This is a genomic window from Parasphingorhabdus sp. DH2-15, from assembly GCF_051668705.1.
Taxonomy (GTDB): domain Bacteria; phylum Pseudomonadota; class Alphaproteobacteria; order Sphingomonadales; family Sphingomonadaceae; genus Alterisphingorhabdus.
In genome coordinates, this window is sequence record NZ_CP196351.1 from 2,176,582 (window position 1) to 2,203,323 (window position 26,742).

At 49.6% G+C, this 26,742-nt stretch carries 25 protein-coding genes; 21 read left to right on the forward strand and 4 right to left on the reverse strand.

Features of this window, described 5'->3' with window-relative positions:
* Positions 1–2: 2 nt before the first annotated feature.
* The gene (locus tag ACR9YC_RS10195; protein ID WP_438727192.1) at positions 3–1,469 is read right to left on the reverse strand and encodes a flippase; all 1,467 of its coding nucleotides are present in this window, start codon (positions 1,467–1,469) and stop codon (positions 3–5) included.
* 346 nt (positions 1,470–1,815) lie between these two features.
* On the opposite strand from ACR9YC_RS10195, the gene ACR9YC_RS10200 reads away from it, so the two are divergent.
* The 4 genes from ACR9YC_RS10200 (at position 1,816) to ACR9YC_RS10215 (ending at position 7,553) form a co-directional block, all read left to right on the forward strand.
* The gene (locus ACR9YC_RS10200) at positions 1,816–3,216 is read left to right on the forward strand and encodes an O-antigen ligase family protein (protein ID WP_438727194.1); all 1,401 of its coding nucleotides are present in this window, start codon (positions 1,816–1,818) and stop codon (positions 3,214–3,216) included.
* Positions 3,217–3,405: 189 nt separating this feature from the next.
* Positions 3,406–4,113: a polysaccharide biosynthesis/export family protein gene (locus ACR9YC_RS10205; RefSeq protein WP_438727196.1), complete on the forward strand. Its 708-nt coding sequence runs from the start codon at positions 3,406–3,408 to the stop codon at positions 4,111–4,113.
* 31 nt (positions 4,114–4,144) lie between these two features.
* Entirely contained in the window at positions 4,145–6,310 is a 2,166-nt protein-coding gene (locus ACR9YC_RS10210; RefSeq protein WP_438727199.1) for a GumC family protein, read from the forward strand.
* A 103-nt stretch (positions 6,311–6,413) separates the two neighbouring features.
* Positions 6,414–7,553 carry a hypothetical protein gene (locus ACR9YC_RS10215; RefSeq protein WP_438727201.1) on the forward strand — a complete coding sequence of 380 codons (1,140 nt, stop codon included), beginning with the start codon at positions 6,414–6,416 and terminating at the stop codon, positions 7,551–7,553.
* A gap of 14 nt (positions 7,554–7,567) precedes the next feature.
* Here the strand turns inward: ACR9YC_RS10215 and ACR9YC_RS10220 are convergent, their stop codons facing one another.
* Complete coding sequence (locus ACR9YC_RS10220) at positions 7,568–8,167, reverse strand: endonuclease/exonuclease/phosphatase family protein (RefSeq protein ID WP_438727203.1); 600 nt, start codon at positions 8,165–8,167, stop codon at positions 7,568–7,570.
* 521 nt (positions 8,168–8,688) lie between these two features.
* Between ACR9YC_RS10220 and wecB the strand changes: the two genes are divergently transcribed.
* The 12 genes from wecB (at position 8,689) to ACR9YC_RS10280 (ending at position 19,580) form a co-directional block, all read left to right on the forward strand.
* The gene (wecB, locus tag ACR9YC_RS10225; RefSeq protein ID WP_438727206.1) at positions 8,689–9,825 is read left to right on the forward strand and encodes a non-hydrolyzing UDP-N-acetylglucosamine 2-epimerase; all 1,137 of its coding nucleotides are present in this window, start codon (positions 8,689–8,691) and stop codon (positions 9,823–9,825) included.
* Positions 9,826–9,953: 128 nt separating this feature from the next.
* On the forward strand, positions 9,954–11,204 hold the full coding sequence (wecC, locus tag ACR9YC_RS10230; protein WP_438727209.1) for a UDP-N-acetyl-D-mannosamine dehydrogenase: 1,251 nt from the start codon (positions 9,954–9,956) through the stop codon (positions 11,202–11,204).
* Between the two features lie 47 nt (positions 11,205–11,251).
* Entirely contained in the window at positions 11,252–12,250 is a 999-nt protein-coding gene (locus tag ACR9YC_RS10235; protein ID WP_438727211.1) for an NAD-dependent epimerase/dehydratase family protein, read from the forward strand.
* A 14-nt stretch (positions 12,251–12,264) separates the two neighbouring features.
* Positions 12,265–12,567, forward strand: coding sequence for a putative quinol monooxygenase (locus tag ACR9YC_RS10240; RefSeq protein ID WP_438727214.1), 303 nt, complete (start codon positions 12,265–12,267; stop codon positions 12,565–12,567).
* A gap of 22 nt (positions 12,568–12,589) precedes the next feature.
* Positions 12,590–13,396 carry a class I mannose-6-phosphate isomerase gene (locus ACR9YC_RS10245; protein WP_438727216.1) on the forward strand — a complete coding sequence of 269 codons (807 nt, stop codon included), beginning with the start codon at positions 12,590–12,592 and terminating at the stop codon, positions 13,394–13,396.
* 16 nt (positions 13,397–13,412) lie between these two features.
* A complete protein-coding gene (locus ACR9YC_RS10250) occupies positions 13,413–14,468 on the forward strand; it encodes a mannose-1-phosphate guanylyltransferase/mannose-6-phosphate isomerase (RefSeq protein ID WP_438727218.1) in 1,056 nt (351 codons plus the stop codon).
* A gap of 63 nt (positions 14,469–14,531) precedes the next feature.
* The gene (gene hslV, locus ACR9YC_RS10255; protein WP_438727221.1) at positions 14,532–15,098 is read left to right on the forward strand and encodes an ATP-dependent protease subunit HslV; all 567 of its coding nucleotides are present in this window, start codon (positions 14,532–14,534) and stop codon (positions 15,096–15,098) included.
* A gap of 82 nt (positions 15,099–15,180) precedes the next feature.
* Complete coding sequence (hslU, locus tag ACR9YC_RS10260) at positions 15,181–16,482, forward strand: ATP-dependent protease ATPase subunit HslU (RefSeq protein WP_438727222.1); 1,302 nt, start codon at positions 15,181–15,183, stop codon at positions 16,480–16,482.
* Between the two features lie 40 nt (positions 16,483–16,522).
* Positions 16,523–16,951, forward strand: coding sequence for a GFA family protein (locus ACR9YC_RS10265; RefSeq protein WP_438727225.1), 429 nt, complete (start codon positions 16,523–16,525; stop codon positions 16,949–16,951).
* 199 nt (positions 16,952–17,150) lie between these two features.
* Entirely contained in the window at positions 17,151–17,789 is a 639-nt protein-coding gene (locus tag ACR9YC_RS10270; RefSeq protein WP_438727227.1) for a peroxiredoxin family protein, read from the forward strand.
* Between the two features lie 94 nt (positions 17,790–17,883).
* On the forward strand, positions 17,884–18,525 hold the full coding sequence (locus ACR9YC_RS10275; protein ID WP_438727229.1) for a LysE family translocator: 642 nt from the start codon (positions 17,884–17,886) through the stop codon (positions 18,523–18,525).
* A gap of 98 nt (positions 18,526–18,623) precedes the next feature.
* The gene (locus ACR9YC_RS10280; protein ID WP_438727232.1) at positions 18,624–19,580 is read left to right on the forward strand and encodes an alpha/beta hydrolase; all 957 of its coding nucleotides are present in this window, start codon (positions 18,624–18,626) and stop codon (positions 19,578–19,580) included.
* Positions 19,581–19,589: 9 nt separating this feature from the next.
* Here ACR9YC_RS10280 and ACR9YC_RS10285 read toward each other — a convergent pair whose 3' ends face one another.
* Positions 19,590–20,207 (reverse strand): DNA-3-methyladenine glycosylase family protein, encoded by a 618-nt coding sequence (locus ACR9YC_RS10285; protein ID WP_438727235.1) that lies wholly within the window; start codon positions 20,205–20,207, stop codon positions 19,590–19,592.
* A gap of 96 nt (positions 20,208–20,303) precedes the next feature.
* Here ACR9YC_RS10285 and ACR9YC_RS10290 point away from each other — a divergent pair, with 96 nt between their 5' ends.
* Positions 20,304–20,621 carry a 2Fe-2S iron-sulfur cluster-binding protein gene (locus ACR9YC_RS10290; RefSeq protein ID WP_438727237.1) on the forward strand — a complete coding sequence of 106 codons (318 nt, stop codon included), beginning with the start codon at positions 20,304–20,306 and terminating at the stop codon, positions 20,619–20,621.
* 14 nt (positions 20,622–20,635) lie between these two features.
* Here the strand turns inward: ACR9YC_RS10290 and ACR9YC_RS10295 are convergent, their stop codons facing one another.
* A complete protein-coding gene (locus ACR9YC_RS10295; protein WP_438727240.1) occupies positions 20,636–21,403 on the reverse strand; it encodes a competence/damage-inducible protein A in 768 nt (255 codons plus the stop codon).
* 63 nt (positions 21,404–21,466) lie between these two features.
* Between ACR9YC_RS10295 and map the strand changes: the two genes are divergently transcribed.
* From map to glnA, 4 genes are all read left to right on the forward strand, one after another.
* Positions 21,467–22,294, forward strand: a complete 828-nt coding sequence (gene map / locus ACR9YC_RS10300; RefSeq protein ID WP_438731751.1) for a type I methionyl aminopeptidase — start codon at positions 21,467–21,469, stop codon at positions 22,292–22,294.
* 145 nt (positions 22,295–22,439) lie between these two features.
* Complete coding sequence (locus ACR9YC_RS10305; RefSeq protein ID WP_438727243.1) at positions 22,440–24,653, forward strand: PQQ-dependent dehydrogenase, methanol/ethanol family; 2,214 nt, start codon at positions 22,440–22,442, stop codon at positions 24,651–24,653.
* Positions 24,654–24,792: 139 nt separating this feature from the next.
* Positions 24,793–25,131, forward strand: coding sequence for a P-II family nitrogen regulator (locus ACR9YC_RS10310; RefSeq protein ID WP_438727246.1), 339 nt, complete (start codon positions 24,793–24,795; stop codon positions 25,129–25,131).
* 157 nt (positions 25,132–25,288) lie between these two features.
* Entirely contained in the window at positions 25,289–26,701 is a 1,413-nt protein-coding gene (glnA, locus tag ACR9YC_RS10315) for a type I glutamate--ammonia ligase (protein WP_438731754.1), read from the forward strand.
* Positions 26,702–26,742 lie beyond the last annotated feature (41 nt).

A 26,742-nucleotide genomic window follows, 5' to 3' on the forward strand; every position in this document is an offset into this window, starting at 1 on the left:
GGTTACACAAATCTGAGTTTTTGGGCAATGAAAGGCGGCAAAAAGCGCTCTATTATCGCGGCAAATTCCTGCGGTACGTTGCGCAGCAGCAATATAATCATCAGCATCAGGCTAATGCAAAAGACGATAATCCACACCAAGCTGAATGTCGCAAGTAAGAATATGGCCCCTGCACAAATGACGAGCAAAATGCCCGATAGCATCACGAAACCAGTGCTTACCCATTTGCCCGTCGAAAAGCGATTGAGCAGCATATAATCAATAGCCGTACGCGCGGAGAACACACTGGCCGCGCCAACCAGTCCAAAATATAAAATGGCGTAATATAAAGCTGCGAAATAGAAGGGCAGCTGTGCCAGCAGGATGAGCGTAACGATATGCGGCCTGCCAGATGCTTGCAAACGCGCATAAGGAATAACGGCAAAGGCGTTTATCCAATAAGCCAATAGTAAGATGATGGATACTGACCGCACTTGCGTAGCGATGTCAGGGCCAATCCATATCTGTAAAAAAGGGTCGAACAGAAAAAGCGCCGCAAAAATGACAGGGGTGACAATAAAGGTAATCACGTTGGTCGCGCGGCCAGCCAGTTTAACGCCCTCTTCATCCTGCAATTGCGCCAATTTCGGGAAAAGCGCCATGCCAACAGAGCGCGGCAAAATAGATATGCGCTGAATAATCTCAAACGGTACAGTATAAACAGCAACCGCCACTGCACCGATCATTGCCCCAATCGCAAACCGATCAAAAACCACCAATAATGGGCCGATAATAGAAACAACCGTTACCCAAATTCCGAATTTGAGCAGGATCTTCCATTCTGCGCCATCAAAGCGGATCGCCATACCGCGCAGCAAAACAGTCTGCACACGCCTATAAAAGCTAACCAATCCAATTACGCGCGCAATGATCGCCGCCAATACCAGCCAAAACAAATCGGGCCCGTTAAGATAGGCAGTCAGCAACGGCAATATTTGAAACAAACAGGTGGCCAATATCGTGATGATATTAATGTCTAAAAACTTCTCTCGCCCCTGCAATGATCCTGCACAAACGCCCCTTAATGTTGCAATAGGAACAGCCAGGGCAAGCAGTGGCAATGCTGAAAGCACTTCATCTTTCAGCCATGGCGGCGCCAAAAATTTTTCTGAAAAGAAATATTCCGCGCCGATAAACAACAGCACGCCGCCGATAAGGCCCAGCGCCAGATTAACCACAATGGCCGTCCAGAAAACAGTGGCTCTGTGCTGTGCGTCACTGTCCACCAATTTGGCTATACGCTGGGCAACCGCGCGGCCAAGGCCCATGTCAAAAAGCCCGAAATAGCCCAGAATCAACCACGCAATAGCCAAAGCGCCATAACGCTCTGCGCCGATCAGCGAAATATAAAGCGGGATTGTCGCCAGCGCCAGAAACAAAGGCGTTACAGACCCAGCAAAATTATAGGCTGTGTTACGACCTATGCTCATATTATCTTACAACCACCATATCACACAATAAAGCCGCTGATACGAAGACGATTACGGCACGCCGTGCCTTACCAGCATAAAGCTGTTTGTATATATGTATTTCTTAGACACAAATATTGTAAAATTTACTGACCTTATGGCTATAAAATACGCGGCCAAGCACGGCGCAGGATTATGATCAGCTACTGTTCATATTGCCCACCTATAGATTGACATCATTGCGGCATAGCAATAATGAGCACGAGAAGAATCAAAGATTTTTGCTTATAGTGCAATATCTTAGAGTGATTTTCATTGCGCTAAACACTTGAATTTTACACCGAATAACAACAAGATTACTGCGTTTATGGCGAGCAAAACTCTTAACCAAAACCCTGTCACTGGCACACAAGGTTTGGCGCGTCTTTTCGACTTTCACACTGTTGACCGTCGCACCATCGCCATATGTTTCTTTTTTATTGTCGCTGCACTATTCGGGGGCGGTGGCAGCCGTTTTCCTTTACAGGAAATGCTGGTCTATCTTTCGGCTATACCGGGGCTTTTCTTTATATTTAGCGCGGCAAACAGCCCGCTGCGCGCACAGCATTTGCGCCGTGCAAACTGGTTTATTGCCGCATTATTGCTGTGGGTAATAGTGCAATTATTGCCTTTGCCACCGGCAATTTGGCATATTCTTCCGGGCCGCACATTATTGGCGGAAGCTGCGGGTTTATTGGGGCAAAATGGCGATTGGCGGCCAATTTCAATTGACCCTGAAAAGACCTTGGCCAGCGCATTATATTTAATTGTGCCAATTACCGCCTTTTGGGCGATCAGCATCTTATCATATGATAATCAACTGCGCGTTATTGGCTGTCTTATCATCGTCGCTGTGTTGCACATTTTGGTTTCGATTGGGCAATCGCTGTCTGGTGGTGAAAGCTATTATATGTATCAAACCACGCATAAAGGGCTGCCCATAGGTGTTTTCGCCAACCGCAACCACACTGCCCTGTTTATGCTTTTGTGCATGATTTTGCTGCCTGCGTTAATATCGAACCGACTCAACATCGCGCCGATTTTTAAGCAGGCGACCTATTGGGGTTTGGCTTTGGTTTTCATTATAGCAATTGTGGCGACCAGCAGCCGCGCCGTAACCGTTCTCACATTTGGCATATTATGCTTCATGGCGCTGATAAATATACCTACCCATCATCAACGCAAAGGTTTATGGGCGATTGCCTTTATCGCTGTGTCGCTTTTAACCCTGTTATTGCTGGCATGGTGGAGCAACAATTTGGGCAATTTGCAAAGCCTGGGCGAACGCTTTGGCCAGGAAGATGATTATCGTTACGAATTTTGGCCCGAAACCCTGAAAGTCATGGCGCATTATTTCCCAATAGGGTCAGGTATTGGGACATTTGATCAAGCTTTTCGCAGTCAGGAAAGTCTGGACATTGTCGGCACCCATTTTGTTAACCACGCCCATAATGATTATATTGAAATCATTATAGAAAATGGCGTGATCGGCCTGTTGATACTGGCCGCCATGTTTATTGGATTATGCCGTTCAGCATTTGATGTGGTGAAGCATTATTATCAACAAAAGCTTCTCGACCTGCCGATTTTGGCAGTTATGGGGCTGTTGGTTATCGCGCTGCATTCTCTGGTGGATTATCCGTTAAGGAGTCTGGCGCTGGCGGCTGTTGGCGGTGCATGCGCTGCCATATGCTTGGCCGCCGCCAAAGGGGAATATAGGCAAATATAAATAACAGGCACAAATAATAGGGCGTGACGAACGCATGACTGCTTTATGCACTTCACGCCATGAGAAGAATAGGCTAGACCGAAACAGAAAAGGGTGCTCAGCCGCAGATAACAGTATCTATTCGCCATATCGCCATATGGTTTGATGATAGTATATGCATGCGGCTGTACGCTGACAGAGGTGGTAAAAGTGAAGAAAATTATACAGTTGGCTCTCATTGCAAGCGCTTCAACATTGGTTGTTGGGTGCCAGGCAAAACGCTCTATCGTCGCAGGGGCCGTACCAGCGGATGACAGCGCTTTAGCCAGCTCCTCATCACCAGATGATAATCCTTATATCGATTATCTGATCGGTCCCGAAGATGTTTTGGCCATCAATGTTTTTCGCGAGCCGGATTTAAGCGCGGCGGCCATTCGTGTGGATTCTGGTGGACGATTGCAAATGCCGCTTATCGGCCGGGTTGACGCTGTCAACAAAACCGCTGACCAGCTGTCGCAAGAGATTGAGCAAAGACTGGGCGCAAAATATCTGGTCAACCCTGATGTCGCGGTCAATCTTGTTGAAGGCAATTCACGGCGCATCACCGTGGAGGGCGAAGTGGAATCGCCCGGCGTTTTCCCGACCAATATAAACACCAATCTTTTAAGCGCGCTGGCGCTGGCTGGTGGTCCTGAAGATACGGCCGCGCTGGACCAGATTGCTGTGTTTCGCAAAGTAAACGGCCAAAATATGGTCGCTGTTTTCAACTTGGCTGATATTCGCGCAGGTTTGTCGGCAAATCCCGAGATCAAGCCCGGCGATATTATCGTTGTGGGCTTTTCGAAGTTGCGCAAAGGCTTGGAACAGGTCATTGGCGTGGCGCCGATTTTCAATGTATTCAATGTATTAACACGATAATTACATCGCATTTTGAAGAGTTTATTTAATTATGAAAAGCGCTGATTCTAATATGGTTGAGGTTGTTGATGAGCCTGCGGGCTTCTCCATAGATTTCAACGAACTAAAGTCGATGGCCTTTCGGCAGCGCTATATTATCATCGGCATTACAATTCTGGCGTTGATATTCGGCGCTATCGTCACGCTGATCTCGCCTTCCGTTTATCAAGCCGAAACCAAGATTCAGATTGATCCTGATACTAATGACGTTGTGGAGGATGAAGTTGATATCCGCACACGGCTGCGCGGTGCAGATGTTCAGCGCTATCTGAATTCGCAGCTTGATTTGCTGAAAAGCCGCAACATGGCGCGGCGCGTAGTGGCTGATTTGCGGCTTGATGCCAATGATGATTTTCTAACCAAAATGGGTGCAGTTGCATTGGACGGACCGACAGGCGATGGCGCTAGCCAAACCACCAGACTAGACCAGATTACAAACCTATTGGTTGAAAATGTCGATATTGAACTGCCCTTTGGTAGCAAAGTAGCCACTTTGTCATTTAAAAGCCGTGACAGAAAATTGGCTGTACAGATTGTAAATACTTACTCGAAAAACCTTATCACAGCGAATATCGACCAACGTTTTCAAGCAACAACCTATGCGCGCGATTTTCTGCAAAAAGAAATCGGCGATGCAAAACAGAGGTTGGAAGAAGCGGAGCGCAGAGCCATCTTATATGCACGCAACACGCAAATTATTGATGCCAGCGATGGGGTAAGCACTAATGAAGACAGCACCAGCCCGCGCTCTATTACAACCGCCAATCTTGTTCAGATGAATGCCGATCTTGCGGCCGCGCGGACAGCGCGCATTTTGGCAGAAGAAAAATGGCAATCCGTACGCAACAAGTCCGCGCTTGATATTGCTGATGTGCAGCAAAATCCGACAATTCAGCAATTGCTTAGCGAAAAAGCGGGTAAAGAGGCGGAGCTGCGCGAATTGCTCAATCGCTACAAGCCGGATCACCCGGTTGCCCTACAATCGCGCGCACAAATTACCTCTTTGGATTCAGAAGTGGAGTCCATCGCCAGCAATATCCGTTCCTCCATAAAATCAGAATATGATATTGCTTTGCGGCAAGAACAGTCGTTGAACAGAAACCTGAACAGCATGAAAAATGCGACATTGGAAGAGCAAGATAAACGCGTAGAACTGAATTTACTTGCGCGTGAAGTGGAGACGAACAGATCGCAATATCAGTCACTACTAAACCGGTATGAACAAGTTAACATCAGCTCAGATGTCGTTACAAACAACATCTCTATTATCGACGAAGCGCAAGCTGCACAAAAAGTGACCCCGCGCCCGTTGATCAATATGCTTCTGTCATTTTTGATAGGCGCGGCGGCTGCGTTCTTTGTCGCCTTTCTGCGAGAAACATTTGACGACTCTATTCGCACACCGGACGATGCAACCAGAAAACTTGGCCTGCCGCTATTGGGTACAACCCCGATATATAGTGACGATTTGCCGATTATTGATACGTTGGCAGATCGTAAATCTGCAATTGCAGAGGCCTATGCGTCCATTCGGTCATCACTGGAATTTAGCACGGCAAATGGCGCGCCCAAGTCAATATTATTAGCCAGTAGTCAGCCCTCCGAAGGTAAATCAACTAGCTCTGTTGCCATAGCTGAAAGTTTTGCCCGCGCTGGCAAAAAGACGCTTTTGATAGACGCCGATTTGCGCAACCCATCACTGCACCAATATCTGAATGTGAAAAACACGGAAGGGCTTGTCGGAACGCTTACGGGTAATGCCGATTTTGACAAAGCAATAACACAACCTGAAGCAATGCATTTCGACTTTCTGTCCAGCGGGCCAATGCCGCCCGACCCAACAGAGATAATCATAACCAACGCAATTGCACGGTTTATCAAGTCTCTGGAGGACAGATATGATCATATCGTATTTGACGGACCACCCGTGATGGGCCTTGCTGACTCGCCACAAATGAGCCGCGCCGTGGCTGGTACTGTTTTGGTAGTGGAGGCTGGACGGATAAGGGGCGGCCAAACGAAATCTGCCATTCGCCGCCTCAATGATGCCAATGGTAACTTATTAGGCGTGATTCTGTCGAAGTTTGATGGTGCTTCTAGCGGCTATGGCCAATATTATGGTTATGAATATAGCTATAAGAACAGCAATGCCCGCTGATCCTCAAAGCAAACGGATTAATTCAAAACCTGATAATACCAAAAGGCTTGCTAAGTGGGCTGGTATATTTGGGTTAGCAATATTGGCTCTATGGATTGTCATAGTGCAGTTTGGCCAAGCTGCACTTTATAACAAGCAATGGCAATCAGCGATATTATTTCCAACCAGCAAGAGCGAGGCTGCGGCCAATATAAGCTCTGCAATGCTGGCCAATAAAGAGAAAGACAAGGCGCGCCTTATGGCGTCAAAGGCTTTAAACGGCTCTTTGGCCCATGTTGAAGCCCTGCGTACAATCGGCATTATAACATTTGACGAAGGCAAAGCCGAAACAGGTCAGAAACTAGTAGAGATTGCCAGTAATTTAAGCTGGCGCGATAGCGTTACTCAGGCATGGCTTTTTGAACGCTCTTTGAGGCAGGGCAATTATGCGCAAAGCATTCAGCATGCGGATGCCTTGCTCCGCCGCCGGCGCGCCCGTGATGAGATTTTTGCTATGTTCGCGCTAGCTGCAAGAGACCCCAAGTTGGCAGGGCTGGTAAGCCAAAAGCTCGCCAACAATCCGCCATGGCGGGAAAATTTCTTCGCTTGGTCTAATAAAGTTCCAGAGGATTTGCGCATGGGCTTTGAAGTTATTGTCAATCAACTGAGAGACAGTCCGTCACCAATCACCAGAGGTGAATTGCTACCCTATACAAATATGCTAGCCCAAAACACCGAAAAAAACCGTGCCCTTATCATCTGGGCAAATGCATTTCCTGCCCAGAGCCCTGTACTTTCGAAAGACAACAGCCTTAAAATTAATTGGCCTGACAGCGCGTTTATTGACAAACCTTCACCCACAGACTGGGTTTTCCGTTCTAGCCGATCAATTAATACTCGCTTCAACAATGCAGCAGATAGCGATGACGCCATATTGTTTTTGAATATGGACAGGCAGGCATTAGGGCGTATTGCGCAGCGCCCACTCATATTGCCCAATGGCGTCATCACGCTCGAACTCACAAGCGATGCCGCGCAGGATAGAGATTTACGAAAATTACGCTGGTTTTTTGAATGCAATGGAAAAAAAGCAGGGTCAAAAGAGGAAATTGCGCTGCAACAAATGGGTGATCTGGGCAAATGGCAGGCCACAATCGCTGGCCAATGTGAGATTTACAATCTTGTCTTAGCAGTACAGCTGGGCGGGATCGCCGCACCAATCGATTTCGCTTTAGGGTCTTTAACGCTCATCCATTCCCGGTAATATGTCTTCATTGCTTATGGCAACTGTATATCGGCTATGACGGGGTGATGGTCGGACAGCTTATACGCCACACCAGTATATGCGTTTAATATAACCAATTCTGGCTGCACAAAAATATGATCTATGCGGGCAAATGCACCCAGAAGTCCGCTGCGTCGCCCAGATGCAGGGAAAGTACTGCCAGGGCCTAAGCCAGCTGATTTGTGCGCATTCTTCATAGTTTCGGCCATGATCGCGTAACCATCATTCCAGCGGGTCGCGTTGAAATCCCCTATTACAGCATCAGGTTGTTTTTCAGAAATCTCGTCTTGCAGCTCACGAAAAAATTGACGGTTTACCAAAGGCCGGGAAAAAACTTTGGGCGCATGCAATGTCCAGACAGTAAGTTTACGCGAAGGCAAAGAGACCTGCGCCGACAAAATATTCTCATTCGTCAAATTAATCTTTTCAATGGGGTATTGGGCCAAAATAGCCAACTTGTTCTCAATAACCATATACCAGATTTTGCCAGTCACTTTTTCCAGTGCCCGTTTGAATTGCACTGGGTCATAAACTTCCTGCAAACCGATTATATCCGCATCATAATCGGCCAAATGGGTTGCAGATTGTTGCATGTCCTGGTTCAAACCTCGCAAAGAGGCTGACATTATACGGGTATCAGAGGCAAGCGGGCGTTGTTCGCTTGCTCCTAAATTGCTGCCTGAGACATCAGCAAAGATATAAACGCTGACGAGCAGTGCAAAAATGGTAAATATCCACCTTTTACATAGCATTAAATAGCATGCTGATAAAAAACTAAGACCAGCAAAAATTAGCCCTGCACCGTTTAGATAACCCAAATAAGCAATCGTATCGCCAAAAAAAGCCCAGATTAACAACCATAAGTTGGTGAAACCAATAACCAAGATGGCGGCATATGCGCCAAATCGCCAAATTGGGAAGCGCCATTTTGCTAAATTTTGCATTTTTATCCTTCAGAAATGTTCATCAATATTGGCCGCTTAATATGCCTGAAATATAAGTACAAAAGACTTGTTATAGAGCAAAGCCAGACCGGTGCATTATCATAATGACAATCATAATAATCATGATATGAAGCTTCGCGTAAGTGAGCCAATAGCAAGAAAGCACGATTTTGACCCAGAAAATTCTCGTCATTTTTGGCACGCGTCCTGAAGCGATAAAACTCTTCCCCGTGGTTCATGCACTGGATGCGCTGGACGGCGTCACGCCCATCGTCTGCGTAACGGCTCAACACCGCGAAATTCTCGATCAGGTGCTGGAGATTGGCAAGATTGTCCCCGATTATGATCTCGATATCATGCAGCCTGATCAGACATTGGACGCATTGACGGCGCGCCTGCTTACCAAAATCGGTGCGGTTATGGATGAGGTACAGCCTGACCGCGTCATCGTGCAGGGCGATACTGCGACCGCTATGGTCGGCGCGTTGGCAGCATATTATCGCAAAATCCCGGTTGGCCATGTTGAGGCTGGCCTGCGCAGCTACAATATTTATCACCCATGGCCCGAAGAGGTAAATCGCAAGATGATTGGCACCATAGCCGATCTGCATTTTGCGCCAACGCAAACATCTGCCAACGCTTTGTTGAAAGAGGCCGTCAATCCTGACCATGTGCACATCACTGGTAATACAGTGATCGATGCCTTGCACTGGGTGACCGATCTCATCGCACAAAAGCCAGAAATGGCGGGCGGTTTGGACGAACTAAAGGCGCGCTTTGCTGGCAAGCGCATTATCGGCGTGACCAGCCATAGACGGGAGAATTTCGGTGGCGGACTGGAAAATATCGCCAAAGCCATTGCTGCCATTGCCAAGCGCGATGATGTCGCGTTGATCTTCCCGGTTCACCCCAACCCCAATGTGCGCAAGGTGATGGATGCCGAACTAAAAGACCTTGATAATGTCGCCATGATCGAGCCGCTGGATTATCCGCATTTTGTCCATCTTCTGTCACTGGTCGAATTGATGCTGACTGATAGTGGCGGTGTTCAGGAAGAGGCCCCTGCCCTAGGCAAGCCGGTTCTGGTGATGCGAGAAACAACCGAGCGGCCGGAAGGCGTAGAGGCGGGAACAGCAAAGCTGGTGGGCACTGATTATGAAACTATTGTTGCCAACACCACGCGCCTGCTGGACGATAAGGCAGAATATGACCGCATGGCCCGTGCGCATAACCCCTTTGGCGATGGCAAGAGCAGCAAGCGCATCGCGCAGCTGGCGCTGAATGCAGCGGGAAAAAGCGCCCATTAAATGATGCAGATGCAAAATCTGCTTATCTGCCAATGACGCAGCGATAAATTACGACTAACCGGCTATTAGGGTTATTATCATCTTTTGATGCTAGCCCGCCTATTCTTACGATAATGAATGGTAGTGAAATGCGAAACGAATCAAACCCCAAAGTATGTGTCATGGGCATGGGCTATATCGGCCTGCCAACAGCGGCGGTAATCGCCAAGGCCGGCTGCGCCGTACATGGTGTCGACGTCAATGAAGAGGTGGTGAAAACCATTGGCGAAGGCCGTATCCATATTGAAGAGGTTGATCTGGATGGTCTGGTGCAAGGTGTTGTCAGCCGGGGACTGTTAAAAACATCTACCTCTGCCGCCGCAGCCGATGTCTTTGTTATCGCCGTGCCCACACCTTTTGATGAAGAAAAACGCCCTGACATTGCCTATGTTCTGGATGCGACCAGAGCGATTGCGCCAGTATTACAGGCTGGCAATGTCATTATTCTGGAATCAACATCGCCCGTGGGCACGACGGAGAAAATGCGCGATGTCCTCGCTGAAATGCGCCCGGACCTAGCCATGCCCGGATTGTCTAACAAAACGCCTGATATTTCCATAGCTTATTGCCCCGAACGTGTTTTGCCTGGCCGCATATTGGTCGAACTGATCGACAATGACCGTTCCATCGGCGGCATTACACCGCGCTGCGCTCGCAAAGCGCTCAGTTTCTATAAATTATTTGTACGCGGCCAATGCATCACCACTGATGCCCGTTCTGCCGAGATGACCAAATTGGTGGAAAATGCCTATCGTGACGTGAATATCGCCTTTGCCAATGAACTGTCGATGGTAGCGGACACAATGGACCTGAATGTGTGGGAAATTATCCGCCTCGCCAATCGTCATCCACGCGTTAATATCCTGCAACCCGGTCCGGGCGTTGGCGGTCATTGCATTGCGGTTGATCCATGGTTCATTGTCCATGGCGCACCGGACGAAACACCCCTTATCCGCACCGCGCGTAATGTGAATGATGGTAAGGTTGGCCATGTTATCCGCCGTGCGCAGCAGATGATTGATACCAATAAAAACAGCAAAATTGCCTGTTTGGGGCTAGCGTTCAAGGCCAATATTGATGATTTCCGCGAAAGCCCTGCACTAAAAGTCGCTGATGAACTGGCGGCAAAATATGGGGATCGTATTTCCATAGTGGAGCCTTATACTGATAGCTTGCCCGACAGTCTGGCAAAGCATGGTGCACAGCTGGCAGATATTGATGATGCCATAGACAATTGCGATGTCTTTATCGTGCTGGTCGATCATGATATCTTCAAAGCCATTCCGGCGGATGAACGTGTTGGCAAAACCGTATATGATACGCGCGGTATTTGGGAATAATGCCCAAAACATCGCCCTTTTTGAACAATGTTCAGGCATAGAAACTTATGACAATATTGCTGACAGGGATTGCCGGTTTTATCGGCCATGCGCTAGCCAAGAGGCTATTGGCGCGTGGTGAGCGCATCATCGGCATTGATAATCTGAACGATTATTATGATCCAGCGATAAAAAAAGCACGGCTGGCGGATCTTCAGGAATTTGACGATATTTTAACGCTCCACCAGCTCGACTTCGCTGACATGGCAGCGCTTGAAGCAGCAATGGCCAATGATGAATTTGATCATATTGTGCATTTGGGTGCGCAAGCAGGCGTCCGCTATAGCCTGGAAAACCCAGCTGCTTATGTGCAGTCCAACCTGGTTGGTCATGCCAATATGTTGGAGCTGGCGCGTACCCGCCAGACCAAGCATATGGTCTATGCCTCATCATCATCAGTTTATGGTCATGCCAAAACCATGCCGCTATCTGTCAATAATCGTGTTGACCATCCCGTTTCACTTTATGCTGCGACAAAAAAAGCCGATGAGCTTATGAGCGAGACCTATGCGCATCTTTATGGCCTGCCAATGACAGGGCTGCGCTTCTTTACGGTCTATGGTCCTTGGGGCCGCCCTGACATGGCACCATGGAAATTTACCAAGGCCATATTGGCGGGTGAGACCATACCGGTTTTCAATCACGGCAAGCTGAAACGCGATTTTACCTATATTGATGATATTGTCGCCGGGATTATCGCTACGCTTGATCAACCGCCAGCCGATAATGATGCAGAAAAGCCCGGGGGCAGTTTTGCACGACATGCCATTTATAATATCGGGAATAACCAACCTGTTGAGTTGATGCACTTTATTGAGATTATTGCCGATGCTTGCGGACGCAAGGCCAATATGGAAATGCTTCCCATGCAGGCCGGTGATGTTTATGAAACCTATGCCGATATCAGTGACATTTCGCGCGATTTTGGCTATAGTCCGCAAACACCTTTAGAAAAAGGGATGCCGAATTTCGTGACTTGGTATAAGCGCTTTTACAACATAGTGTAGGCAAGGATTCGATTATGATAATCGTAGAAGGCTGGATCAAGTTTGCAGATGGCGAAATAGCGCGTGTAAAGACGCCTGCCATGCAGGCTGTATCAGAGACATTGAAAGAAGATGGATGCCTGCATTATTGCATGGCCATCGATATTGATGACCCTAATCTTATCCGCATTTCAGAGCGCTGGCGCGATGAGGAAGCCCTTGCCGCGCATTTCACCGCGCCGCATATGGTGGAATTCGGCAAGTTGCTGGCGAGTGTTAAGCGGGAAAGTGCGGATGTGCGGGCCTATAGCGCAGAGGAAGTTCGCCGCCTGATGTAATAGGCTGCCAACTAACCTTTTCATGATCACACAATTACAGCAATTTCGGGTAGAAAAGCCTTGGGGACGGGAAAAACTGCCCGCTCCGTTTAACGACCCGCGCAAAATCGGCGAAATCTGGTTCCAGAACGACCAGAGTGATGGCGCGAATATTTGCGATCAATTGCTGGTCAAATATCTTTTCACCAGTGAGAAACTCTCCGTACAGGTTCACCCCGATGACAAGACAGCCAGAGCGCAAGGCCTGGAATCCGGTAAGACCGAATGTTGGTATATATTGCACGCTGATGAGGATGCGCGGCTAGGGCTGGGTTTGAAATCCACATGTGATACACAGACACTGCGCGCAGCCGCTTTGTCAGGCGATATTGAGCATATGCTGGATTGGAAAACGACACAGGCAGGCGATATATGGTTTGTTCCACCCGGCACAATTCATGCCATAGGCGGCGGCTTACAGCTTATCGAAGTACAGCAGAATGCCGATATTACCTACCGGCTTTACGATTATGGCAGGCCGCGCGAATTACACCTTGATGCAGCTATGCCGGTCGCAACTCCCGGGCCTTATAATATGGTCAATCATATTCCGGCAGGCCAAAAACCTGTGCTTCATAGCACGCATTTTTCTCTGCAATTGATTGACGGCCCCGGGCAATATCCCGAAAATTTGCCGCAAGACCTCATCCTTATTCCGCTAGACGATAGTCTGGTGATGGATGGCATAAAGCTGGAGCCGGGCGAAGTATATTACGCCAATAATGTGCACAGCCTCCAATGGGCAAATCCTGCAAAACTGCTATTAGCATGGCCCAACGCAACCGACTGACACGTAAAGGGCAGTTATGATTATTCCTACCATATTATCTGGCGGCGCTGGCTCACGTTTATGGCCACGATCGACAGCCGATAAGCCAAAACAATTTCTGGCATTGGCAGAGGATAAAACCATGTTTGCCGCCACGCTGGCGCGCGTTTCTGGTCAGCAGGGTTTTGGTACACCAATGATTATCGGCAATGCCGCGCACAAAAATCTGATTGATGATGAACTAACCGAAGCTGGCTGCCAGGATGCAACCATATTCCTAGAGCCATGCGCCCGCAACACTGCGCCTGCCATTGCGCTCGCTGCGTTGGAAGCGGATGCGGATGATGTGCTGCTGGTCATGCCCAGCGACCATGTCATCACCAAGCCGCAAGTGTTTCTGGACACTGTTGCCGCCGCCGTACAAGCTGCATCTAACGGTTATCTGGTCACATTTGGCATCACGCCCAATCAGCCAGAGACCGGATATGGCTATATCGCCGCAGCCCAGCCGCTTGACGGGATACAAGGCGGCCATGAAGTTGCCCGCTTCGTTGAAAAGCCCGCGCGTGAAAATGCACAGCAGATGCTCGATCAAGGTGGGCATTATTGGAATGCCGGTATATTTTTGATGCGCGCAGGGGATTATATTGCCGCGCTGCAAAACCATGCGCCAGATATCGCTGCAAAAGCGGAACTGGCCCATGAAAATGCTGCACGTAATGGGCATTTTGTCACGCCCGATGCCAGTCATTTTGCCGATTGTCCGTCAGATTCCATTGACTATGCGGTCATGGAAAAGGCCGAAAAGGTCGCGGTATTTGCCATGGATTGTGGGTGGTCTGACCTTGGCAGTTGGGACGCGTTGTACGAGCTTGCAGCCAAGGATGGCGATGCCAATGCTGTATCGGGCCAAGCAGCATTGCTGAACAGCAAAGGCAATTTGGTACAAAGCGATCAATTGCGGATTGCCGCCGCCGATATCGATAATATGATTATCGTTGCCCAGGGCAATGACGTGCTGATCTTACCGCGCGGACAATCGCAAAAAGTGAAAGAACTGAAAGCCCTGCTGGACACATCAAGCAAAAGCTAAGCCGATTGGTCTGTCGGGCCAAGGCATCTTGCACCATCACGCAGAGCGTACCATATTCACCTTATGACTGATCACAACAACAGCAATATGCCTGTATGGCATGGCACAACAATTATTGGCGTTCGCAAAAATGGTAAGGCCGTGATTGCCGGCGATGGGCAGGTGTCTATGGGCCAGACCATCATGAAACCCAATGCACGCAAAGTACGCTCTTTGGGCGATGGCTCGGTTATTGGCGGTTTTGCTGGTGCAACAGCCGATGCCTTCACCCTTTTTGAACGGCTGGAAGCAAAATTGGAGCGGCATTCCGGGCAATTGATGCGGGCTGCCGTCGAATTGGCGAAGGATTGGCGTACAGACAAATATTTGCGCAATTTGGAAGCAATGATGATTGTCGCTGATAAGGATGTGACCCTTATTTTAACGGGCAATGGCGATGTTCTGGAACCAGGTGACGGCATTGCCGCCATTGGTTCGGGCGGCAACTATGCTCTGGCTGCTGCACGCGCTTTGATGGAATATGAAGATGATGCCGAAATATTGGCCCGCCGCGCAATGAAGATTGCCGCCGATGTCTGCGTTTACACCAATGATCAACTGACATTGGAAATACTCACTAGCGACACCTAAAAGCGCCCATAGCCAAAGGCTGACACACATTGTTATCGATATGCTTCACACATGAGTGAAAGCGATTGGACCCATGGATATTATGACTGAAACACTTACACCCAAGAAAATCGTTGCTGCGCTGGACCAGCATATTGTTGGCCAGAAAGACGCCAAACGCGCCGTTGCCATTGCTTTGCGCAACCGCTGGCGGCGTCAGCGCTTACCGGCCGAATTGCGCGATGAGGTCACACCCAAGAATATTTTGATGATAGGCCCCACAGGCTGCGGCAAGACGGAAATCTCCCGCCGTTTGGCAAAACTGGTCAACGCCCCTTTCATTAAAATCGAGGCGACCAAATTCACAGAAGTTGGCTATGTAGGCCGCGATGTTGACCAGATAGCCCGTGATCTTGTCGAGGAAGCTGTCAGACTGGAAAAAGAAATTCGCCGCGAAGCCGTTCGCGAGGCTGCCGCTGAAGCCGCAATGAAAAGGCTGCTGGACGCACTGGTGGGTGACAATGCCAGTGAGGCGACCAGAGAGAGCTTTCGCCAGCGTATTGTCGATAACCATATGAACGATAATGAGGTCGAGATCGAGGTTGAAGATACGCCGCAAACTCAGATGGATTTGCCCGGTATGAACGGGCAAGTCGGCATGATTAACTTATCTGATATGATGGGTAAAGCCTTTGGCAGTCCGCCCAAAAAGCGCCGCAAAATGCGTGTCGCTGATGCTTGGGACAAGCTGATTGAGGAAGAGTCTGACAAGCGTCTGGACGATGATGATGTCGCCCGTGCAGCTCTTGCCAATGCGGAAACAAACGGCATTGTGTTTCTTGACGAGATCGACAAAATCGCTGTGTCAGATGTCCGCGGTGGTTCAGTCAGCCGCGAGGGCGTTCAACGCGATTTGCTGCCTTTGATTGAGGGCACTACTGTGGCCACCAAATATGGCGCAATGAAAACTGACCATGTTTTGTTTATTGCCTCTGGTGCTTTTCACGTATCGAAACCCAGCGACATGCTGCCCGAATTGCAGGGCCGCCTGCCCATCAGGGTGGAATTGCGCGCGCTGACCGAAGATGATTTCGTCACAATATTGTCTGACACAAAGGCCAATTTGCCAACTCAATATGCTGCGCTCATCGGCACCGAAGACGTCACACTGGACTTTAAAGATGATGCGATCAAGGCATTGGCGCGCATTGCCGCAGATGTGAATGACACGGTTGAGAATATCGGCGCAAGGAGATTGCAGACAGTCATGGAAAAACTGCTTGAGCATATCAGCTATGAGGCAGAAGATATGGCGGGCCAGACTGTGGTTATCGATGCCAAATATGTTGAGGGCCAGCTGGACACAGTTGCCAAGGATAGTGACCTTAGCAAATATGTCCTTTAGTCTGTTCGCGAATAACGACAGCAATTAGGAGAATTCCCGCATGACAGACACAAAACCGGCTGGATTGACAGGTGGCTGCCATTGCGGGGCGATCCGCTATACTCTGCACGAACCCCCTATCAACCATACATTGTGCCATTGCCGCGATTGCCGCCGAAATGCCGGTGCGCAAATGGTTGGCTGGGCGATGTACAGGGAACAGGCCCTTGATATCGAAATGGGTGAGGTCGCAACCTATGCGTCGTCTGAAAATGCGCGGCGACATTTTTGCATTCAGTGCGGCACCGGTCTGTTCTACACAAATGCCGCGCTGATCCCCGGTCTGGTAGATATTCGTTCGGGTACGTTGGATGAGCCCGATTTGCTGCCCGCGCAAATGCAGATTCAAACAGCGGATCGCATTAGCTGGATGGAAGATGTTCACCTTCTCCCAACTTGTGAGCGCTATCCTAATCCTAAGGATTTATAACGCGTTTATCCGGATTTTCCGCAAATCGTCTACATTCGTGGTTCATATTTGCAGCCAATGCTTGACAGCAGTTTACCAATTCTTACAAGTTCATTGCAATTGTAACTATTCACCGTAGGCGTACGAATATCTACTCGCTTACTCAGCCCATATTTGCATCGTGCTCATGCTAGCCTTATGACAGGACATGTTGGATTTTATGACCAAAACTTCTCTTCTCACCACGCTATTAGCCTCCACATTTTTGTTGATCAGTTGCAGCGGCGCTAGCAATGAATCAGATAATAGCGGTGATACCGGCGGCGCGACAGAATATGAAGGCGGCGATACACTTACCGTAGAAGAACAGCCTGGCCCGGCAATTGGTGACCGCGCGCCGGTTGATCTGTCTCTCGCCGATGCTGATGGTAACAGCGTTCCCGTCTCTGAACGTACCGGAGAAAAAGGCACGATATTGGTGTTTACCCGCTCTGTTGATTGGTGCCCTTATTGTCAGGGCCAGTTGAAATTGTTGAACGACATTGCCGAAGATATTGGTGAAAAGGGCTATACCATTGCCGGTGTCAGCTATGATCCTGTCGCGTCGCTCAAAGCCTTTTCAAACGAACAGGACATTACATATACACTTTTATCTGATGATGGCTCCAAACTGATTGACGCTTTTGCCATTCGCGATCCGCAATATGCCGATCCGGAAAGCCGCGCTTATGGTGTCCCTTACGCCTCTATCTTCGTTCTCGACAGTGATGGTGTTGTCCGCGCAAAATCTGTGTCATCTGACTATAAAAACCGACCGACAAATGATGAATTGCAATTGCTAATTGAAAGCGCTGGATAATCTCTGCGCTATAAGGGCAAGCCGGATACCCCAGATATAATGCCGCAATAGATAAATTTGCTGACAGATGGCGTTGCCGCTTTATAGCTGCAGCATGTCCTGGTTACCAATTCCTCTTGAAAATATGATCGCATTTGTGGTCACTGATCTGGCATTCTGTCTTATCCCCGGCCCTGCTGTCATGGTCACGGTCAGCCATGCGCTATCTGGCGGAATGCGGGGTGCAGCCGGGCCGATATTGGGCATAAATTTCGGCAACTTTATCTGGTATGGGCTGTCCGCAATTGGCCTTATTGCTTTGGCGAGCCAAGCGCCGATTATATTTGCAATCATGCAATTTGTTGGCACGGCCTATCTCATTTACATGGGCTATCGCCGCTTTGTCGCACCTGATTTCGCCAGTTCTATCGGTCCGGCTGCGCCTGCAAAGACATTGGCCGGAGGTTTTGCAAATGGCATTGCAGTGCATATGGCGAACCCCAAAGCATTGCTATTCTATACCGCTGTTCTGCCGCAATTTCTGGATACGCAGCGGCCTATTGGCCCGCAAATTTTGGTTTTGATGGTTCTGACCATATTTACCGAAACCACCAGCCTGACCATCTACTCCTATATTTCTGCCAAAGGCGGGTCGCTGGCGCAAGCCAAGGGCCAGACCCTGTTGCTCAACCGTATTGCAGGCAGTATCTTGATTGCCGTCGCTCTGTCACTGGCATTTTTCAATATATGGGGCTGATAAACGAATGAGCCTGAAAATCGGGCATTTGCTTTCGGAAATAGAATGACGGTTGCCAGCACAAGCAAATCCGCTAAAGGCGGCTTATGCGAACATTTATGATCATTATAGCTCTTCTCGCGCTCATTATAGGCGCGGGGTATTTCTGGTTTAGCAGCCTGGCACCAGCCCAGCAATTAAACACCGCAGATGCGTGGTTTGGTTCATCAAGCAAAGGTGAAAAAACTGGCGATGCTGTGGTTTTTGACGAGGCCAATAATGTGGCTCTGAATATCTGGCGGCCCAATGATCTTGATGAGAATGCAAAGGCGCCTGTGCTGGTCTTCTTCTATGGCGGGTCATGGCGCATGGGTGACCGTGATGAATATGACTTTCTTGCGCGCTCTTTCACCAATTTGGGTTATATCGTCGTGCTACCCAATTACCGGCTTTTCCCAGAAGTGAAATGGCCTTCAATGGTGGAAGATAGCGCAGCAGCTTTGGCATGGACGCATGATAATATCGCGCAATATGGCGGCGACCCTGAGCAGATTGTGGTGTCTGGCCATAGTGCAGGTGCCTATAATGCGGTTATGGCGGTGATCGACCCGCAATGGCTGGCCAAACATGGGAAGAGCGATGCGATCATTCGCGGCATTGCCCCGCTTGCCGGACCGTTTGATTTCTATCCTTTTGATTCTGACTCGACCAAAAACAGTTTTGGCAACGCTGATGATCCGAAAATGACCCAGCCGGTTAATTTCGCGCGTGGTGATGCGCCGCCCATGCTGTTGCTGACAGGCGATAGCGATAAGACGGTACAACCGCGCAACAGCAAGGAATTGCAAAAACGTCTGGTACAGGCTGGCGGTGAAGCGGAATATGGCGAATATGCAGGTCTGGGACATGCCGACATCATCATGGCCGCGTCCTCGCTATTCGCCAGCAAGGCCCCCGTGATTGACGATATGGACAGTTTCTTCAAAAAGGCACTGGCCGCGCCGCGCAAGGCAAAGCCGGTATCTCCCGAGACACAGACTGAAAACAGTCCTGAGGCTGAGGCAGATAATAGCTAAAGCCCGAATTTACAGCGCCGCATTATTATAGCAATGCCATGTCAAAATCGCGATGGCACCGCGATGTGGTGACCAGTTTTTGGCCAATTCGCGTGTCTCTTTTTCGCTCGGACGTTCGTCCAGACCTAATATCTTGCCCATACCTGCCTGTACGGCCAAGTCACCCGCAGGCCAGATATCGGGCCGGCCTTCTGCGAATAACAGATAGATTTCTGCTGACCAGCGGCCAATGCCTTTCACCAATGTGAGCTTTGCTATCGCCTCTTCATCATCAGCAGGCAAATCATCAAGCTGCAATCCACCAGACACAATCAGTTCTGCCAATGATCGGGCATAGCCCTGTTTCTGCCGCGACAGCCCGCAACCACGCAGATCATCAAACTCAGCAGCGATAACTGTTTCCGGCGGACACCCCTCGCCCAAATGTGCTTCCAACTTGTTCCAGACAGAGGATGCAGCGGCCACGCTGACCTGTTGGCCTACAATCGTCCGCAGCAATGTCGTATAGCCACGTTCTCTAATGCGGGCTTCAGGATAACCGGCCAGATCACGCGCCCTTGCTATTCCCGGTTCGTTTTCAGCAATCTGGTCGATACTATTTTTGATCTGCTCTTTGCTCAAACCCATAACGGTGCCTACTCCTGTGCTATCTGCCCCTTGCAAATAAGGGCAACGCAATACATATGCGCATCTTGCATAGGATCGTAATGGAGTGAGCATATTATGCCACAATTGATTGTAGTAGACCGTTCAGGAGAAGAGAAAGCCGTTGAGGCAACTGCCGGTCTGTCTGTTATGGAAGCTATTCGTGACAATGGCTTTGACGAGTTATTGGCTTTGTGTGGCGGCTGCTGCTCATGCGCGACCTGCCATATCCATGTCGACCCATCTTTTCAGGACAAATTGCCAGCAATGAGCGAAGATGAAGATGATCTTCTGGAAAGCTCTGACCACCGCAATGAGCAATCACGCCTTAGCTGTCAGGTTATTATGAGTGATGAACTGAACGGCTTGAAAGTCGCTATTGCACCGGAAGACTAAGCTCTAGCTTGTCTCTAGCTTAAAGCGATTCCGTCTGGAACGGTTTCATAACCTGCATCTGTGAGGCTTTGCGTTAGTTGCGCACCGCAAGATGTGAGCGCCTGCGAATCGGTTGAGCGGATAACGAAATTTGCGCCTACCCGGCCTGAGCGGAAAAAGGGATAGCTGCCAATCTGGCATGAAGGATTGTCAGTTTCTGTCTTGCTCAGCAAGTCAGCCACTTCGCTTTCCGCTGTCCAGCAACCGATGGTGAGGCTTTGCAAAGGGCTGCCCCCTTGCAATGTGCCGGTCAGGGCATCGAGCATTCCCGCCATGATATGCGGCACGCCCGCCATGATGAAGATGTTGCCAAGCTGTATGCCCGGCGCACCCGACATACGATTTTCTATCAATTGTGCGCCAGCGGGTACACGTGCCATGCGCAGCCGCGCATCGTTCAATCCACCCTTATCCAGATAATATTGTTCCAGAACCGCCCGTGCTTTGGGGTGAATCTCAACCCCTATGCCCAGTGCCGCAGCGATTGAATCGACTGTAATATCGTCATGGGTGGGGCCGATCCCGCCGGTTGTAAAAAGATAATCATTGCGCGCACGTAAAGCGTTGACCGCTTCAACAATGGCGGCCTCATCATCAGCAACCACGCGCACCTCAGCCAGACGAATCCCCTGAACATTCAGCCATTTTGCCAATTGCGCGACATTTTTATCCTGTGTCCGGCCAGACAGAATTTCATCACCAATAACGACCAGCGCCGCAGTCCAGATTTTCGAATTTTCCATAAGTTCCTCTTAACCTAGACAAAGCCACTCGCAAAGCGCTTCATGTCAGTATATATTGATGTGATGAACAAATATCAGAAAGTAGACGCTGGCAGCGTTATCACCCGCGATGGCACCATTAAATTGCATGGGCCAGATGGTTTTGAAGGTATGCGCAAGGCTGGTCGTTTGGCCGCCGAAGTTCTCGACGGACTGGTGCCCCATGTTGTGCCGGGCGTCACCACAAGTGATATTGACGATATCGTGCGCGTCCATATGCTGCGTGAAGGCGGCATTCCTGCGACATTGGGCTATCGCGGCTTTACGCATAGCTGCTGCACATCCATTAATCACGTTATATGCCATGGCATCCCAAGCGACAAAAAACTGAAATCCGGCGATATCGTCAATATCGATGTTACCGTGATTGTCGATGGCTGGCATGGCGACACCAGCCGAATGTTCTTGGTCGGCGATGTGCCTATCAAAGCCCGAAGGCTGGTTGATATCACCTATGAATGCCTGATGCTGGGTATTGAGCAAGCGAAACCGGGCAATTATCTGGGTGATATTGGCCATGCTATCCAGACGCATGCCCAACAACATCGCTATGGCATAGTGCGCGATTTTTGCGGCCATGGCCTTGGTCAGATCTTCCATGATGAACCTGAAGTGGTCCATCTCGGCGTTCCCGGTACTGGGCCGGAGCTGAAACCCGGCATGTTCTTCACCATCGAACCGATGATCAATATCGGCAAAGCAGCAGGCAAAATCCTCAATGATGGCTGGACCGCTGTGACACGCGACAAATCGCTATCAGCGCAATTTGAACATAGCATTGGCATAACCGAAACCGGCTGCGAGATTTTTACCAAAAGTCCGGCGGGCCTCGATAACCCGCCTTATTCATAATCATATATAAAGTCTGTCCTCTGGTCATAGGCAGAACGCTGTTTGATTGGGCCACAGCCAAAAGACTTTAGTCGCACGATTAAATTCTGCTGGACCAAAGCGCATAAAAGAGCATAGTCTCCTGAAAAAATAATGGGAGAGTGATATGGCGCGGCATATTTTGGCGCATGGCTTATTGGGTCTGGCATTGGCGGGGTTGCTTAGTGGTTGCAGCTTATTGGATGGCAATAGCAATGGATCATCCGGTGCATCCGATATTGATGGCGAATATCTAACAACAGGCGGTGATGGTAGTAATTGGGCTTCGATCGGCTTTAATTATGATGAAGCCCGTTTCAGCCCGCTTGACCAAATTAACGCAGCAAATGTGGGTGAGCTTGGCTTGGCTTGGTCAGTCGATTTGCCCGATGCTCGCGGTCAAGAAGCCACGCCAGTGGTTGTTGATGGCAAAATCTATATCTCCACGGCTTGGTCAAAAGTCTATTCCTATGATGCGTTGACCGGTGAAGAACTATGGTCGTTCGATCCAGAGGTCGACAAGGCTGTTGGCGTGAATGCCTGTTGTGATGTCATCAATCGCGGTGTGGCCGTCTATCAGGGTAAGGTCTTTGTGGCTGCATTGGACGGGCGTTTAATCGCACTGGATGCAGGTACTGGCGCGCGTCTTTGGTCAACACAGACAACCGATAAGAGCAAGCCCTATACTATCACCGGCGCACCGCGCGTGGTGAAAGATATGGTGCTGATCGGCAATGGCGGCGCAGAATTTGGCGTACGCGGCTATATCAGTGCGTATGATATAGATAGCGGTGAACAAAAATGGCGCTTTTATACCGTACCCAACCCTGATGGTAAGCCAGATGGTGCGGCCAGCGATGCGGTCATGCAAAGCGCTGCTGGGCGCACATGGTCAGAAAATGGTGAATGGAAAGAATCTGGCGGTGGCGGCACCGTATGGGATGCTATCGTTTACGATCATGAACTGGACCAGCTTTATATTGGCGTTGGCAATGGCAATCCATGGAATCATGGTCTGCGTTCAGAAGGCGAAGGCGATAATCTCTTCCTATCGTCCGTTGTCGCACTAAAACCGGATAGCGGCGAATATCTTTGGCATTATCAGTCCACACCTGCCGAGACTTGGGATTTCACCGCAACACAGCCTATCATTCTGGCCGATCTCAATGTGGAAGGCCAAGACCGCAAGGTGCTGATGCAAGCGCCAAAAAATGGCTTTTTCTTCGTAATTGACCGCACAAACGGCAAAATGATCTCTGCCGAACCTTTTATCGAAGGCGTTAATTGGGCCACCGGCTATGACAAGGAAACCGGACGGCCCATCGAGAACCCGGCTGCACGTTTTTATAAAACAGGCGAATTGTTTGTGGCCTTGCCCTCTGCACTGGGCGCACATAACTGGCATCCAATGAGTTATAACCCTGGCACTGGTCTGGTCTATATCCCGGCGCAAGTGGTGGCAGCGGGATATTTGCCGCCGCTCAATGACTTTGAAAAATCGCGTCAATCTATCGGCTTTAACACAGGCGCCAGCAATGAAGGCTTTGTGCTGCCCGATGATGTGAATTTCATTAAGGCCGCATTGTCCGCCACAAAGGGCCAATTGGTTGCCTATGACCCATCAAAGGGCAAGGTTGCATGGACGGTGGACCATGAAACGCCATGGAATGGCGGCACGATGACAACCGCTGGCGGATTGGTATTCCAAGGCACGGCATTGGGCGAAATGCGCGCTTATGATGCCAAAACCGGCAAGCAATTATGGAGTTATGACACCCAATCCGGCGTATTGGGCGGTGTCTCCACCTTCTTGGTGGATGGGGAGCAATATATTGCCTTCCTTACCAGTAAAGGCGGTGCCTTTCCCTTGGTCGCTGGCTTGGGCGGCGGTGCTGCCAATCCTGTGCCGAATATTCCGCGCTTGTTGGTGATGAAAATTGGTGGTGATGCCAAATTGCCGGAGCTGGAAATAGCCGAATTGCCGGAATGGGATATTCCAGAGCAGTTTGCGACAGTTGAACAGGTTGCTTCAGGCCGCGCAAACTTCCAACGCTATTGCATGGTGTGTCACGGGGCAGATGCTGTGGGCGGCGGAGTTGTTCCTGACCTCAGACGCTCAGGCACATTGGGCAGTGCAGAATTGTGGGATGATATTGTCCATAAGGGCAGTTTAAGCCAACAAGGTATGGTGAGCTTTGCACCCGTTCTTAGTGCCGAGGAGATTCAAAATATCCGTGGCTATGTCATCAATCGCGCTGAATGGGGCAAGGAGACACAAGGCCAATTTGCAGGCACCAAGAAAAACAGCGCTGGCGGAGGAGCGAGCGGCGCCTCAAAATAATATCCGGCAGCTTCAAACATGTCCCGGATTGATCGCAAAAAACTGCGTTTGATCTGGGCCATGACAGGGCAATGTCTTGCATCGGTCTATCTGGGCCGATATGTCTAAACCATGATGCAATTGTCATTTGGGAAAGACCATGAAAAAGATTGAAGCGATAATTAAACCGTTCAAGCTGGACGAAGTGAAAGAAGCGCTTCACGAAGTTGGCGTATCCGGCATGACGGTGACAGAAGCAAAAGGCTTTGGCCGCCAAAAAGGCCATACTGAATTATATCGCGGCGCCGAATATATTGTCGACTTTTTGCCTAAGGTGAAGCTGGAGGTAGTCGTTGAGGCAGCAATGGCGGAGCGCGTGGTCGAGGCTATTGCTGGGGCCGCACAGACAGGCCGTATTGGCGACGGCAAGATTTTTGTGACCGATATTGAGAGTGCTCTGCGTATTCGCACAGGCGAAAAAGATCGCGATGCGCTTTGATAGCGTAACATTGCATCACAATCAGATGGTAATTTTGTAATATCGCGTTGCAGCATTTCTATTGCATTGCAACATTGTGACGCTAAGTTGTGATTCGCATTTTATCTTTGCCTGAATGCACCTCTGCATATTGGGTAAACTAGCAAGGGACATTATGATGACTAATACACCAGCTGACATCCTTAAAATGATGGAAGAGCATGAGATTGAATGGGTTGATCTGCGCTTTACTGATCCACGCGGCAAATGGCAGCACCTGTCTATGTGTGCCGATGTTATGGGTGAGGATGAGCTGGAAGACGGCTTGATGTTTGACGGTTCTTCCATCGCTGGTTGGAAAGCTATCAATGAATCAGACATGATTTTGCGCCCTGATCTGGACGCGGTTTATGTCGATCCGTTCTCAGCAACACCAATGCTGGTGCTTGTATGCGATATTGTTGAGCCCGGTGATGGTTCACTTTATGCGCGTGACCCGCGTTCAACCGCAAAACGCGCCGAAGCCTATCTGAAAAGCACAGGCATTGGTGACACTATCTATGTTGGTCCAGAACCAGAATTCTTCATGTTTGATGATGTCCGCTTTGAAGATGGCTATTCAGGATCAGGCTTCCGTCTTGATGATGTTGAGCTGCCAACCAATTCAGGCCGCGAATATGAAATGGGCAATCTAGCCCACCGTCCGCGCGCCAAAGGCGGTTACTTCCCCGTAGCGCCTGTCGACAGTGCCGTTGATATCCGCAGTGAGATGGTTTCAACCATGAAAGCCATGGGTCTGCCAATGGATAAGCATCACCACGAAGTGGCCGCTGCACAGCATGAACTGGGAATTACCTATGGTGCCCTGACCGAGACATGTGACCGTACACAGGTCTACAAATATGTCGTGCAACAAGTTGCTCATGCTTATGGCAAAACGGCAACCTTTATGCCCAAGCCTATCAAAGAAGATAATGGCTCTGGCATGCACACCCACATGTCTATCTGGAAAGAGGGCAAGCCACTCTTTGCCGGTAATGGCTATGCTGGATTGTCTGAAACATGCCTGCACTATATTGGCGGCGTCATCAAACATGCGCGTGCATTGAACGCTTTCACCAACCCGACCACCAACAGCTATAAGCGCTTGGTACCGGGCTTTGAAGCGCCAGTATTGCTTGCATATTCTAGCCGTAACCGTTCGGCATCTTGCCGTATTCCTTATGGCGCAGGTGAGAAGTCGAAGCGTGTTGAATTCCGCTTCCCTGATGCTTTGGCCAATCCTTATCTCTCTGCATCTGCTCTGCTGATGGCTGGCCTTGATGGCATTGAGAATAAAATCCACCCTGGCGATGCGATGGACAAAAACCTGTATGACCTTCCGCCGGCTGAGCTGGCTGAAGTGCCTACCGTTTGTGGTTCTTTGCGTGATGCGCTGGAAGCCTTGGAACAGGATTATGAGTTCTTGCTGAAAGGCGATGTATTCACCAAAGACCAGATCGAAGCCTATGCAGAATTGAAATGGGAAGAAGTCATCCGCATGGAAACAACGCCATGTCCGGTTGAATTTGATCTCTATTACAGCTCATAAGCGATACATATTTTTGATCATAAAGGCCCTGCATGATATGT

Bases quoted from the DNA above. Each gene is read 5' to 3' on its own strand.
- ACR9YC_RS10195 (WP_438727192.1), bottom strand. From the start codon at position 1,469: ATGAGCATAGGTCGTAACACAGCCTATAATTTTGCTGGGTCTGTAACG.
- ACR9YC_RS10200 (WP_438727194.1), top strand. From the start codon at position 1,816: ATGGCGAGCAAAACTCTTAACCAAAACCCTGTCACTGGCACACAAGGT.
- ACR9YC_RS10210 (WP_438727199.1), top strand. From the start codon at position 4,145: ATGAAAAGCGCTGATTCTAATATGGTTGAGGTTGTTGATGAGCCTGCG.
- ACR9YC_RS10220 (WP_438727203.1), bottom strand. From the start codon at position 8,167: ATGCAACAATCTGCAACCCATTTGGCCGATTATGATGCGGATATAATC.
- wecC (WP_438727209.1), top strand. From the start codon at position 9,954: ATGCGAAACGAATCAAACCCCAAAGTATGTGTCATGGGCATGGGCTAT.
- ACR9YC_RS10235 (WP_438727211.1), top strand. From the start codon at position 11,252: ATGACAATATTGCTGACAGGGATTGCCGGTTTTATCGGCCATGCGCTA.
- ACR9YC_RS10240 (WP_438727214.1), top strand. From the start codon at position 12,265: ATGATAATCGTAGAAGGCTGGATCAAGTTTGCAGATGGCGAAATAGCG.
- ACR9YC_RS10245 (WP_438727216.1), top strand. From the start codon at position 12,590: ATGATCACACAATTACAGCAATTTCGGGTAGAAAAGCCTTGGGGACGG.
- ACR9YC_RS10250 (WP_438727218.1), top strand. From the start codon at position 13,413: ATGATTATTCCTACCATATTATCTGGCGGCGCTGGCTCACGTTTATGG.
- hslV (WP_438727221.1), top strand. From the start codon at position 14,532: ATGACTGATCACAACAACAGCAATATGCCTGTATGGCATGGCACAACA.
- hslU (WP_438727222.1), top strand. From the start codon at position 15,181: ATGACTGAAACACTTACACCCAAGAAAATCGTTGCTGCGCTGGACCAG.
- ACR9YC_RS10265 (WP_438727225.1), top strand. From the start codon at position 16,523: ATGACAGACACAAAACCGGCTGGATTGACAGGTGGCTGCCATTGCGGG.
- ACR9YC_RS10270 (WP_438727227.1), top strand. From the start codon at position 17,151: ATGACCAAAACTTCTCTTCTCACCACGCTATTAGCCTCCACATTTTTG.
- ACR9YC_RS10275 (WP_438727229.1), top strand. From the start codon at position 17,884: ATGTCCTGGTTACCAATTCCTCTTGAAAATATGATCGCATTTGTGGTC.
- ACR9YC_RS10280 (WP_438727232.1), top strand. From the start codon at position 18,624: ATGATCATTATAGCTCTTCTCGCGCTCATTATAGGCGCGGGGTATTTC.
- ACR9YC_RS10285 (WP_438727235.1), bottom strand. From the start codon at position 20,207: ATGGGTTTGAGCAAAGAGCAGATCAAAAATAGTATCGACCAGATTGCT.
- ACR9YC_RS10290 (WP_438727237.1), top strand. From the start codon at position 20,304: ATGCCACAATTGATTGTAGTAGACCGTTCAGGAGAAGAGAAAGCCGTT.
- ACR9YC_RS10295 (WP_438727240.1), bottom strand. From the start codon at position 21,403: ATGGAAAATTCGAAAATCTGGACTGCGGCGCTGGTCGTTATTGGTGAT.
- map (WP_438731751.1), top strand. From the start codon at position 21,467: ATGAACAAATATCAGAAAGTAGACGCTGGCAGCGTTATCACCCGCGAT.
- ACR9YC_RS10305 (WP_438727243.1), top strand. From the start codon at position 22,440: ATGGCGCGGCATATTTTGGCGCATGGCTTATTGGGTCTGGCATTGGCG.
- ACR9YC_RS10310 (WP_438727246.1), top strand. From the start codon at position 24,793: ATGAAAAAGATTGAAGCGATAATTAAACCGTTCAAGCTGGACGAAGTG.
- glnA (WP_438731754.1), top strand. From the start codon at position 25,289: ATGACTAATACACCAGCTGACATCCTTAAAATGATGGAAGAGCATGAG.